This window comes from Sporosarcina sp. FSL K6-5500 (assembly GCF_038005665.1).
Classification (GTDB): domain Bacteria; phylum Bacillota; class Bacilli; order Bacillales_A; family Planococcaceae; genus Sporosarcina; species Sporosarcina psychrophila.
This window is the reverse complement of the sequence record NZ_JBBOTP010000001.1, coordinates 1,247,574-1,260,380: the sequence shown is the minus strand read 5'-3', so window position 1 is coordinate 1,260,380 and position 12,807 is coordinate 1,247,574. Positions and strand designations below refer to the sequence as shown.

Genomic DNA, 12,807 nt, shown 5'->3' with positions numbered 1-12,807 from the left:
GTAACCGAAAGGGGAGAATTAAATGATTGGACGAAACGACCCATGTTCTTGTGGAAGCGGGAAGAAATATAAGAAATGTTGTGGAACGGAAGGAACAGATCTTGTCGATATGATTGTCAACGAAGAGCTTGATCGTGTGCTCGTCGGTTATTTTAATGACTATCCGAAAGATACAGACCGCCAGGAAATGATGCAGACGATGCGGGAATGGGTAAACCGCCTCACAGGTAGCTGGGAAAAGGAACATATTGAAGAGGCAGCAAGTGAGTTTTATTTATTCATCCACAATAAAAAGATTTGGCATACATATTTAGCACAGCAGCTTGAACAGGTGAAACGTGATTCGGTTATTTCAGTATTACAGAAGTGGGACGAACCGTTTATGCTCCTCGCAGAAATTACCGAAGTTGAGTTAGGCAGACTAAAAGTACGGGAGCTGTTTGGTGAGCGAGATTATTTTGTGACGCGCAATGAGGGAATGCCTGCAGATTTGGGGACGTTACTATTTGGTGTAGTCCTCCACGATCCTCGAAAAGGGGACTTCGGGGTTGCACCTGTTTCTTCAATGATGTTCTTGGCGAAGTGGAGCAAGCAGACGAAAAAGTCGCTCGTTGAATTAAGAGATGCGGTATCGGACAAGTCGACTGAGCAATTTCTAGATGACCACACGCTCGATATTTACGAGTTGTTCATTAAACGGAGCGTGGCTTCTATGAACGAGCTTGTTGAAGAAGTATTGGTGCCCACACAATTGAGTGCGCTGACAGCACTTGACATCACACTTCGTGAACTGAATCAAAGTGCGGATGGACGTGAAATCATGCACAAACTGGCCGTCGCTTACTTTCTGAATGAGAATAAAGATGTTCCGATAGAAGGTGATTTTCTTGCCGCTGCAGTAAAAACGGGCATTCAACTTGGAGTGCTACAGGATACAGGGCTAATAGAAGATGACATTTTACGGAAGTACAGTGCATCAAAAGAAGGAATGCACTTGTATGAAATGGAACTTGCCGCTCTTTATGCAGACATGATGGATAGTGGCGATGAACCGGTGGCGGCACGACTTTACGATATTGGAACAGATCCTCGGCCAACAGAAAAAGCACTTTGGGAAACATCGATGACGACGGGCGGGGTTATTCAGCCTGAACGCAAGCCTGGAATTGCAGAAGGCCGTGCACAACTTCTTGCATATGAGGCGTATCGCGCGGAATCTGAACAAGCACGTCGGAAACTTGCGAAGAGTGCTATGGAAATCGGACCAAATAATCCGGATGTCATCTTACTTCAAGCGGAAGTTGAACAGGATGCCGAGAAAGCGGCTAAATTGTATGAAAAAGCAATCCAGTCTGCAAGTAGGACATTTGAACCGGGGGAGAACCCTTGGCAAAACATACCGAATCGGCCGTTCATGCGCTCGGCATTTGCGTATGGCGTTCACTTGTTCAGTCGCGAAGAGTATGGAGAGGCGGCGGAAATATTCACGGATCTATTGAAGATGAACCGTACGGACAACCTTGGGGCCAGATATGAAGCGGTGGCTTCGCTCATTCACGCCGAACGGTTCACAGAAGCGGCGGAAATCATGGTGCGCTATGAAAAAGGTTCCGAGCATGATGCGGCTTATCTTTATCTTGACTGGAAGCTTGAACACATAGCATCCGAAGGGAAATCGTTAGATGCAGAAGAGATGTTGAATGCTGCAACGAAATTGAATGGCCATGTTAGGCATTTGATGACATTCAAAGCGAAAACGATTCCGTACCCGAGATTTAAAGCGATTGAACCGGGTAGTGAAGATGAAGCCAGGTATATATGGCTGTTGTTGAATGGTGTGAAGTAAACATATGTATTGTTACATTAAGTGAGATTCAATAATAAAAGGGTTAGATCATCGGTCGAAAATAGACCGATGATCTAACCCTTTTTTAGTTTGGAGAGTTTTGGATGAAGATAATGTTAATCCAACGTTATGTCTGATAATTAGTTATTTCCCGCCAAGCATATTGAACAAGCCGCCTGCAATACTTCCTTCATCCCGTGATCCTCCACCAGGTGTTTGCGGTGCAGCTGCAAAGACACGGCTTGCGAGTCTAGAGAATGGGAGTGATTGAATCCAAACAGTTCCAGGTCCCTTCAGTGTCGCGAAAAAGAGTCCTTCGCCGCCAAATAATGCTGTTTTTACGCCTTTTACCATTTCGATGTTGTAATTAACGTTGTGTGTCATTGCCACGAGGCATCCCGTGTCTACACGTAATATTTCGCCCGGTCGCAGCCTTTTCTCGATAATCGTACCTCCAGCGTGGATGAACGTCATACCATCACCTTCGAGTTTTTGCATGATGAACCCTTCACCACCGAAAAAGCCGGTGCCGAGTTTCCGTTGAAATTCAATTCCGACGGACACGCCTTTTGCGGCAGCTAGAAAGGCATCTTTCTGGCAGATAATTTTGCCGTTATGCTCACTTAAATCCATCGGAATTATTTTTCCAGGGTAAGGGGACGCGAAAGATACATGCTTTTTGCCTGCCCCCGTATTCGTGAATGTTGTCATGAATAAACTTTCTCCAGTTAACATTCGTTTTCCAGCGCCCATCAGTTTGCCCATAATTCCGCCGCCTGAAGAGCTGGAACCATCACCGAAGATTGTTTCCATGGCGATCCCGTCTTCCATCATCATCAGCGCGCCTGCTTCTGCCACTACCGTTTCTTTTGGATCAAGCTCGACTTCTACAAACTGCATATCATCGCCATGTATTTTGTAATCAATTTCGTGATTGTTCATCTTGTCTCGTTCCTCCCTAAAATAAGTTTTCTACTACTCAACTATACGAAATAAAGTCGGAAAAGTTTCAAGAAATTGAGACGGAATTTCGGTTACTCTAGCGTGTCCATATAGCGCCAAACTTTGTATGCAAGCTCGTGAGCTTCAGGTTCATGGGAAAAACCTTTGAAAGCTTCTCGGAACGAGCGGACGACAGATTCCAGCACGAATACCCGCGGAGACTCGGCGCGTAGTTCATCCAAAAGAAATTGAACATATTGTTTGCCGGCAGGAAGCGTATCATCTCCAAGAAATTCCAAAAATCCTGTGAGACGTTCGAGTAATTGCTCCTTTGTTTCTGTTTGTTCTACTTCATCCCCGCTTAATTTGAAAAATACATCTTCAGTGAAGAAAGCGTCTTTTGTGCTGATCATACCTAGGATGATGGAATCGATTCTTCGGAGTAAGAATCTCACAAGTTTTGAAGTGTCCATTTCCTCTTTCGAAACAGCTGACCATACATGAAGTATTTGTTGCATCATTCCGAACAGCATCACTGCACAATCGGCTGCATAAGGCACAGCAGCTTTGCCGTACACATCCACCAGTCTTCTTGTTAACCAAGAAAATTCAGCTAAAAGCATGTTCTTGATGTAAGTTCTTAGGTCGCTATCACCAGAATGGAAAACTGCCTCAAAAATTGGCATCAAGTTTTGTTCGCGATTCACGTGCATACGAATTAAAATCTGCTCTACCAGAACGTTCTTATCTGATAAATCTTGTCCAATAAGCAATTCACGTCTTCTTACAGTTGCTTCATCACGTGCGTGTACAAGTATCGCGATGAGGCACTCATTTTTGGATGAAAAATAATTGTAGAATGTCCCTTTTGATATACAAGATTCATCTAAAATATCTTGGACAGACGTGGTGGAAAATCCTTTATCTATAAAAAGTCGCTGCGCTGTTAATAAAACCTGGCGTTTTCGATCATTCATACTAATCACCTTTATCCTAAAGTTAGTTGTCGAACCTATTCGGCTTATCTGACGGGTGTTAATAAACTTATATATGTCGAGTTTCCCTGGAAGTGAATTCAGGTTTATACTATCAGTACATTTATTATGGTATATCCAAAAGGTTGATATATCAACGGAAAAAGTTTTTATTGTGTGAAAGCGTTTTCTAAGGTTGCAAGTTTTGGACTATCGGTATAATATGTTTAACATGATGTACACGGGGTACAAATTTTATACGTTAGGTATTAAATAGGAGGAAGTAATAATGGATATAAAAAAAATGCACGAAAAACCGCCTTACGGCATGATAGCAATTTTATTTATAGGTGCTTTTGTCGCTCTACTAAATAATACATTGTTGAACGTTGCATTGCCGACAATTATGGTTGAGTTCGATGTGAAACCGTCTGTTGTCCAATGGCTAACGACAGGATATATGCTTATCAATGGTATTTTAATACCAGCAAGTGCGTTCTTCATTCAGAAGTTCACAAATAGAAGGTTGTTCTTAACAGCAATGGTGCTGTTTACTCTAGGGACGATTTTAGCGATGATTGCACCATCATTTGGTGTACTCGTTGCTGCTCGAATGATTCAAGCGTGTGGATCTGCAATGATGATGCCGCTTCTTATGAACGTTATGCTTACGGCATTTCCGATTGAGCGCCGGGGAACGGCAATGGGGATTTTTGGGCTAGTAATGATTACAGCGCCAGCAATTGGTCCAACTCTGTCGGGATGGGTAATTGAACATTATACATGGCGTACACTTTTTGGTATCGTTTTGCCGTTTTCAATTCTGACACTTGTTTATGCGTTCTTGAAATTGCGCAACATTACACCGAACCGTGACATGAAATTAGATGTATTTTCACTTATTTTGTCAAGTATCGGTTTCGGCGGTCTTCTTTACGGCTTTAGTTCAGCGGGTGATAAGGGATGGGATTCACCGCTTGTCTATGGAACAATCGTTATTGGTGCAATCGCACTTATCACGTTCATTGTGCGTCAACTACGTATGGATGACCCGATGTTGGATTTCAAGATTTACAAACATCCGATGTTTGCTTTATCATCGGCCATCTCGATTGTACTATCGGTTGCAATGTTTTCGGGCATGATTCTTACGCCGCTCTATGTCCAAACCATACGGGGCATTTCACCGTTCCATTCAGGTTTGCTGATGTTACCAGGGGCAATTGTGATGGGGCTTATGTCGCCGGTTACAGGTCGTTTATTCGATAAGTACGGCGCAAGAATTTTGGCGGTTATTGGTCTTACCATCACTGTCATTTCAACATTCTATTTAAGTAGACTAGGTATGGAGTCTGGTTATTATTACATTATGTGGATTTATACGATTCGGATGTTAGGGATTTCAATGGTAATGATGCCGGTTATGACAAACGGGTTGAATCAATTGCCAATGATCTCGAATCCACATGGTACGGCTATGAACAACACGTTACAGCAAGTGTCCGGTGCTATCGGATCCGCAATTCTGTTAACGATTATGACAAAACGGATGGAATCGACAGGTGCAGGACTATTTGCGGAAGTCCAAGCATCTGGCAATGCTCCATCGACCGCTGAGGGGCTAGCGAAGTTAAAGGAACAACTTGAAGCACAAGCAATGTTGGACGGAATTAGTTTCTCATTTTTCATATCGACAATCGTTGCAATTGTAGCCTTGGCTCTATCGTTCTTCATGAAACGTGTAGCACTACCAACTAATGAAAAATCATTTACTAATTTAGAGGAAAGTAAAAAATAAGCGATGGATTAAAGAGTGCTCCGCATGGGTATATATATATACCACTGCGGAGTTTTTTTGTTTCTGTTACTATTGAATGTGAGGTAAATATTATTAACGTATAATTGTTAGGACGTGGGAAAATGGTTGGACGAAACGATCCGTGTCCATGTGGGAGCGGAAAGAAATATAAAAAGTGTTGTGCGGAGAAAAATGAATCACCTTTAGAGACGCTTATTGATGAGGAACTTGAGCGTATCATCTTTGGTGCTTATGAACAGGCTACAAGCCCAGCTGATATATCAGAGTTCGAAAGCCATAGAAGACACTGGAAAAGTAAACTTGAAAAACTGATGGGACCGGATGATGTTGAGGAGGCTGTTAGTGAATATTTCTTATTCGTTGCACGCCGTGATTTGTGGAAGCGTCACCTCCTAAGAGTGTTGAATAGCCCGATAAGAGAGACAGTTCGATCCGTTCTGGAATTATGGAAAGAGCCTGTTGTACTGTTTGCTAAGGTGAAAGAAGTGAAGGAAGGATATGTTATTGTCCAAGAAATACTTGGCGAGGGCATATTCAATCTTGAAAAGAAAGAAGGAATGCTACTGGAAGAGCATTCATTCATATTCGGCATTGTTTTACCTGATAATCGGGACCAGAACAATGATATCTATGTAATTTCTTCGCTTATGTTCATTAATGATTGGAATGGTGCACTCGAAAAACAGATAGTTGAACTTGCGGAGTCAAGCGGATTCGATAAGAGTCTTGCGTTCTATAAAGAGCATATGACGGATGTCTACGAAATTTTGCTTGCCAGGGATTCACGAACAGTAGATGAACTCATAGAGCATGATTTTACACCGGTTCAGCAGGAAGTAATCGAGAGTCTGGATGAAGTACTTGAGTTAAGAAATACGCCTAAAGAAGCACGTGAATTACTGAGAAATATTGTGGTAACGTACTTTTTGAAAGAGCGCCCCAATTTCCGTAAACCTGGCGTTATTGCCGCTGCCGTATTTTTTGTAGCAGTTGATTTAGGAATTATGGAGGATGAAGAATTGACGAACGCTGAAATTGCGAAATTGTTCGTTGTATCGACAAGTTCGATGATGAAACATGCAGATAACATCCGTGAATTTGTCATTGAAATGTACGAACGGAGCCGTCAGCAAGAAAAAGAATAATCCGTGGTATTAGCAATAGTGCAGAAATGGATATACACCAAATGGGTATTACATAACCTGAAACCAAAATAACGTACAAATTAAATATTTTTTCATTATGAAAACTCCGCATGGGATCGATATATCCAGTGCGGAGTTTTTCTGCATTTTGTCACATGTGTTGATCACCCAAAAACAACCAGTAAATAACTAAATCCAACACTAGGCGCTTCGTGTACAATTACTTTTGGATTGCTTTGGATTGAACGACCTCTATACGATTACCGAGATGTCTTGATGTGTAGGAATGCGACTTCATCGCATTCCTACACATTTTTTCGGTAATCGTATGGTGCTTATTCATCCGTCGCTCTCCAAATGGATACGTAAACAAAGTGCTAAAACTTTTCGGGACGAAAGAATAGCGACGCTTCTTATCTGGATAATAGCCGCCAAAGATACAATTTTGGCGGCTGATGTTTTCTCCATAGTCTTGTCTTTTTTAGTTAAGGAAGAGTCACTTTCTTATAGTCCATCGCATGATAATATGCAGACTCTATACTAAAAGTAAGCAAGGAACACATTATACAAAGTGCTAGAGTGTCCGAAATTGTATCTTCGGGCACTTACAACCTTTATAAAAAGTCATCTATTCTTTTTTGGAAAATAGCTGTATTTTTCACTTGAACGTTGTAGGAATGCGACAGGCAACTATTCGCAACAGGATGATCGAAACAAGTATGGCTAGGAATGACGTAGTCATTTCTAGCCATACTTGCCACTCGGTAAAGAGGTCATGAATAGTTCGCCGAAAGCAGACCGGAAATGATTGAGTGAAAATAGAGTTTTTCAAGCCTTTCTTACCTGCTCTTTATGCAAGAAAATGGTTAATCAACGGACGTGGTATTTTGTATATGAACTTTAAACAGGGATGAAGGTGAAGAGAAATTATCTCACGTTCGGTGTGGTGCTGACAAAGAGAAAAATTCGAGGAAATGGGGTTCATAGTATGAATAATAATCTCATCCCTCGAATAGCTTGGTTATTGGGGGTTTTTCATAGCTTATTGTGTTTAAGTAGGAGGGAAGTAAAATTATAGTTGTCGGAAGATTAAAGGAATTGCGTAGGAAATGTCGAAATTAGTTAAATAGATGTGAGCGCTTTCAAAATGCTGTGTTATAGAAAGGGGAATGTTGCAATGCAACTGAACAATTATATCGGAGGTACATGGCAGGAGGCAGGGGGAGCAGATTATACTGCAGTCTTGAATCCAGCAAATGGTAAGGAGTTGGCACAAGTAAGATTATCGACTAAAGAAGATGTGAGTCTTGCAGTAAAGTCGGCGAAAGAGGCTCAGAAAAAATGGGCACTCGTTCCCGCACCGAAACGTGCAGACTTTTTATATGAAATTGGACGACTTATGAAAGAAAAGAAAGAACACTTATCGCAAGTGTTGACGAAAGAAATGGGGAAGGTCATCGAAGAGGCGCGCGGTGAAGTGCAGGAAGGCATTGATATGGCGTTCTACATGGCTGGTGAGGGACGCCGCATGTTCGGGGAAACAGTACCTTCAGAGCTTCAAGACAAGTTCGCAATGAGTGTCCGTGCACCAATCGGTGTTGTCGGACTTATTACACCTTGGAACTTTCCGGTGGCAATTGCGACATGGAAATCGTTCCCAGCAATTGTCGCGGGCAATACTTTCATTTGGAAACCGGCGACGGAAACACCTATGATGGCGTATGAAATGGCGCTTATATTTGAAGAAGCAGGACTCCCGGCAGGCGTTGCGAATATCGTTTTCGGGTCGGGAGCAGAAGTTGGGACGGCAATGATTGAACACCCTGATGTTCGCGTTATATCATTCACAGGGTCGACTGAAACAGGTCGTCATGTTGCGGAAACAGGTGGACGTCATTTGAAAAAAGTATCACTTGAAATGGGTGGTAAAAATGCGGTCATCGTTATGGATGATGCGGATATCGAACTGGCAGTGGAAGGGATTCTTTGGAGTGCATTCGGAACAGCGGGTCAGCGTTGTACGGCATGTAGCCGTGTCATCGTGCATACAGATGTAAAGGAAGAACTCGAGCAAAAACTCGTGGAAGCGATGAAAGTGTTATCGATTGGCGATGGAATGGACGAATCAGTAAAAATTGGCCCAGTAATCAATCAAAAAGCGCTTGATAAAATTCATGGCTACGTCGGAATTGGTAAGGATGAAGGTGCGAAACTTCTTGCAGGTGGACATATATTAACAGATGGAAAGCTTGCAGATGGTCATTATTACGAACCAACTTTATTCACAGATGTGAAATGGGATAGCCGCCTTGCGCAAGAAGAGATTTTCGGACCTGTTGTTTCGCTGATTGAAGTTTCAAGTCTAGATGAAGCCATTGAGGTTAATAACAGTGTGAAATTTGGACTTTCAAGTTCGATTTTCTCACGCGATGTCAATAAAGTATTCCGAGCACAACGTGATCTAGATACAGGTATTGTCTACGTGAATGCGGGAACGACGGGTGCCGAAATCCATCTGCCATTCGGCGGAACAAAGGGGACGGGCAACGGACACCGCGATTCTGGCGTTGCTGCACTTGATGTCTTCACTGAATGGAAGAGTATTTATATAGACTTCAGCGGGAAATTGCAACGGGCGCAGATTGACACGGATTAATACCTAACGTAAGGGGATGGGGAAATGAAGGTTGTCATACTTGGAGCAGGTTTAATGGGGAAAGAGGCGGCACGCGATCTAGTGAAGGGTGATGATGTCGAAAAAGTTTATTTAGCGGATCTGAACGTCAAGCAAGCGGAAGACTTTGCGGAGGAACTCATGTCCGACAAGCTTGATATCCTATTACTGGATGCGAAAAACGATAAGCAATTAAGCGAAGTGATGGCACTAGGAGATGTGGTTATCAATGCGCTATTCTATACGTTTAATGAAAAAGTTGCCCGAATCGCAGTAGATATCGGTGTTCATTCCATTGATCTTGGCGGTCATATCGGTGGCGCTACGGATGCGGTGCTCGGTCTGGCGGATCAGGCGATTGCGAAAGGCGTGACAATCATTCCGGATCTAGGGGTAGCTCCTGGAATGATTAATATTCTTACTGGTTACGGGGCGGGAAAACTCGAAAAGGTTAATTCCATCAAACTATATGTTGGAGGAATTCCGATAAAGCCGGAGCCGCCACTTAATTATAATGTCGTCTTTTCACTGGAAGGCGTGTTTGATCATTACACTGACCCTTCCCACGTTATTCGAAACGGGCAACTGTTGGAAGTTCCATCATTGTCCGAAATCGAAACAATCCATTTTGATAAATACGGCGAGCTTGAAGCATTTCATACATCAGGCGGCACGTCGACTCTAACGAAGTCGTTCCCTGACGTGGAGTCACTAGAATACAAAACGATTCGTTACAAAGGGCACGCGGAGAAGTTCCAGCTGCTTGTCGATCTAGGTTTGTTATCTCGGGACAACGAAGTGACTGTTGACGGTCAAAAAGTGAAGGTACGCGACGTCATGAGAGAACATCTGTCGCCGCAACTTCGCCTCGGTAATAAATCAGATGCAGTGTTGCTACGCGTTATTGTGAGCGGTGAAAAAAGTGCTATGCCAGTAACATACGAATATGACCTTATTACGGAGAAAGACACTGCAGTAAACGAGACTGCGATGGCTCGTGCGACGGCAAATACGATTTCCATCGTGGCACAAATGATTGGCAATGGCACTATTTCGAAACGTGGAGTCCATCCGCCAGAGAATATCGTACCCGGTGAATTGTATATTGAAGAGATGAAAAAGCGCGGTGTCGTTATCGAAGAAAGTATTGAGTCGAACAATGTTCCATGTTGAAAACGTATAGTTTCTAATCTCACTACGACATAGTGGTTTATGAAAGGAGATGAAGAGGTGGACTTCGGATTTACGGAAGAACAGAAGATGCTGAGGAAAACGGCGCGTCAGTTTGTCGACGCAGAAATTATGCCCCATATCCAGAAATGGGATGCACAAGGTGGATTCGATCAGTCGATTTGGAAGAAGCTTGCGGATCTTGGCTTCATGGGCGTGTGTATACCCGAACAATATGGTGGCAGTGGAATGGATTATAATTCGCTCGCAATACTGTGTGAAGAATTGGAGCGTGGAGATACGGCGTTCCGGACAGCGGTATCGGTCCATATTGGCTTGAACTCGATGAGTATACTGCAGTGGGGCGATGAAGAACAGAAGCAGAAATACCTTGTGCCACAAGCGAAGGGTGAAAAAATAGGTGCATTCGGGTTGACAGAACCAGGTGCAGGTTCCGACGTTGCGGCAATGGCAACAACTGCCGTGCGTGACGGAGATGACTATGTATTAAACGGTCAAAAAACATGGATTTCCCTTTGTGATGTTGCGGATCATTTCCTCGTTTTCGCCTATACGGATAAAGCGAAAAAACACCATGGTATTAGCGCGTTCATCGTCGAACGAACGACACCAGGTTTTTCATCGAAAGCGATCAAAGGGAAATACGGTATTCGTGCAGGCAATACAGGCGAACTATTTTTCGAAGATATGCGTATCCCGGCTGCGAATTTATTAGGTGAAGAAGGCGATGGATTTAAAATTGCCATGGCGTCACTTGATAATGGTCGTTTCACTGTCGCTGCGGGAGCGGTTGGCTTAATAATGGGTTGCCTCGAAGAAAGCGTGAAATATTGTCATGCACGGGAAACGTTCGGTAAGGAAATTGGCAGACACCAACTCGTCCAACAAATGATTGCTAACATGGAAGCGGGCTATCAGATGAGCCGACTTCTTGTCTATCGAGCAGGTGACATGAAAAATAACGGCTTGCGCAATACGCGCGAGACGTCGCTGGCGAAATGGCAGGCATGCGATTTTGCCAATAAAGCAGCAGATGATGCATTCCAAATTCATGGGGCTTATGGTTATTCGGATGAATACCCTGTCGCCAGGTTCCTGCGAAACTCAAAGGCGCCTGTTATCTATGAAGGAACGCGTGAGATCCATACGGTTATGCAGGCAGAATATGTGCTTGGGTATCGTGAAGATAAGAAATTGAGTAATCGGCTACCTGAATGGCCGTTTGAGTGAAATTACAGTCCTGAAGGGGAAGACCTCTCAGGATTTTTTCTTGGTACAATGACAGTCGAAGATTAAGTTTCGATAATAAGTAATAGGCATTGTTACGAAAGGGGAGATATAGATGGGGAAATATACGATTAATGAATTCATTAAACAAACAAAGCAGGATGAGCGGGAAAGTGAATACTTTGAATTGGAAACACCGCGAATTCTGGAAGTGAATTTAACCGACTTTGTCTGGGCAAAGATGGGCTCCATGATCTCATATGCGGGTCAGATTAAATTCGAGCGGGAAAAGGTGCTTGAGCATGGCGTAGGCATGATGTTTAAAAAAGCGCTCACGGGTGAAGGTACTTCACTGATGAAAGCAACAGGGAATGGTCGGCTTTACTTAGCGGATCAAGGGAAGAAGATAACCATTTTCGATTTGAATAAGGAATCGATTACGGTGAACGGCAATGATCTTCTTGCGTTTGAGCCAACTATTGAATGGGATATTAAGCTTATGAAGAAAGTGGCAGGCATGATGTCTGGTGGACTGTTCAACGTAACGTTGAAAGGGAAGGGGAAGGTTGCGATTACTACCCATTTCGAGCCGCTAACGCTACTTGTCCATCCTGGAGAACCCGTCGTTACAGATCCTAATGCAACAGTCGCCTGGTCTGGCCATTTAACACCGGAGTTCCGAACAGATATTAGTATTAAGACCTTCTTTGGTCGCGGTAGTGGAGAATCGATTCAAATGGAGTTTAGCGGTGAAGGTTTCGTTATCATTCAACCGTTTGAAGAAGTTTATATGGCTGGGAATGGATCCTCGTGACTAACAAGCTTGTGCTGTTGAATTCAAAGATATGGAATGCCACGTCTGTTGATTAACCAACCAGTAAATGAAATGATCACACACTGGGTGCTACGTGCATAGTTGCAATTGGATTTCTTGGATTGAACGACTACTTTACCATTATCTATCGAGATGTCTGGATGTGTAGGGATGC

At 43.3% G+C, this 12,807-nt stretch carries 10 protein-coding genes; 7 read left to right on the top strand and 3 right to left on the bottom strand.

Annotated elements, in window-relative coordinates; genetic code table 11:
• Positions 1–22: 22 nt before the first annotated feature.
• A complete protein-coding gene (locus MKX62_RS05655; RefSeq protein ID WP_340741014.1) occupies positions 23–1,846 on the top strand; it encodes an SEC-C metal-binding domain-containing protein in 1,824 nt (607 codons plus the stop codon).
• Between the two features lie 144 nt (positions 1,847–1,990).
• Here MKX62_RS05655 and MKX62_RS05650 read toward each other — a convergent pair whose 3' ends face one another.
• Both MKX62_RS05650 and MKX62_RS05645 read right to left on the bottom strand, forming a co-directional pair.
• Positions 1,991–2,788, bottom strand: coding sequence for a TIGR00266 family protein (locus tag MKX62_RS05650; protein WP_187046070.1), 798 nt, complete (start codon positions 2,786–2,788; stop codon positions 1,991–1,993).
• A 92-nt stretch (positions 2,789–2,880) separates the two neighbouring features.
• The gene (locus tag MKX62_RS05645; RefSeq protein ID WP_340741013.1) at positions 2,881–3,765 is read right to left on the bottom strand and encodes a TetR/AcrR family transcriptional regulator; all 885 of its coding nucleotides are present in this window, start codon (positions 3,763–3,765) and stop codon (positions 2,881–2,883) included.
• 286 nt (positions 3,766–4,051) lie between these two features.
• Between MKX62_RS05645 and MKX62_RS05640 the strand changes: the two genes are divergently transcribed.
• On the top strand, positions 4,052–5,560 hold the full coding sequence (locus MKX62_RS05640) for a DHA2 family efflux MFS transporter permease subunit (protein ID WP_340741012.1): 1,509 nt from the start codon (positions 4,052–4,054) through the stop codon (positions 5,558–5,560).
• 122 nt (positions 5,561–5,682) lie between these two features.
• Positions 5,683–6,726, top strand: a complete 1,044-nt coding sequence (locus MKX62_RS05635; RefSeq protein WP_067213392.1) for a YecA family protein — start codon at positions 5,683–5,685, stop codon at positions 6,724–6,726.
• 220 nt (positions 6,727–6,946) lie between these two features.
• Here the strand turns inward: MKX62_RS05635 and MKX62_RS05630 are convergent, their stop codons facing one another.
• Positions 6,947–7,069, bottom strand: a complete 123-nt coding sequence (locus tag MKX62_RS05630) for a hypothetical protein (protein ID WP_255428521.1) — start codon at positions 7,067–7,069, stop codon at positions 6,947–6,949.
• An 834-nt stretch (positions 7,070–7,903) separates the two neighbouring features.
• On the opposite strand from MKX62_RS05630, the gene MKX62_RS05625 reads away from it, so the two are divergent.
• From MKX62_RS05625 to MKX62_RS05610, 4 genes are all read left to right on the top strand, one after another.
• Complete coding sequence (locus tag MKX62_RS05625; protein WP_067213389.1) at positions 7,904–9,382, top strand: aldehyde dehydrogenase family protein; 1,479 nt, start codon at positions 7,904–7,906, stop codon at positions 9,380–9,382.
• 24 nt (positions 9,383–9,406) lie between these two features.
• The gene (locus MKX62_RS05620; RefSeq protein ID WP_340741011.1) at positions 9,407–10,573 is read left to right on the top strand and encodes a saccharopine dehydrogenase family protein; all 1,167 of its coding nucleotides are present in this window, start codon (positions 9,407–9,409) and stop codon (positions 10,571–10,573) included.
• A 57-nt stretch (positions 10,574–10,630) separates the two neighbouring features.
• Positions 10,631–11,821 carry an acyl-CoA dehydrogenase family protein gene (locus MKX62_RS05615; RefSeq protein WP_338654867.1) on the top strand — a complete coding sequence of 397 codons (1,191 nt, stop codon included), beginning with the start codon at positions 10,631–10,633 and terminating at the stop codon, positions 11,819–11,821.
• 112 nt (positions 11,822–11,933) lie between these two features.
• Complete coding sequence (locus tag MKX62_RS05610) at positions 11,934–12,632, top strand: AIM24 family protein (protein ID WP_340741010.1); 699 nt, start codon at positions 11,934–11,936, stop codon at positions 12,630–12,632.
• Positions 12,633–12,807: the final 175 nt, after the last annotated feature.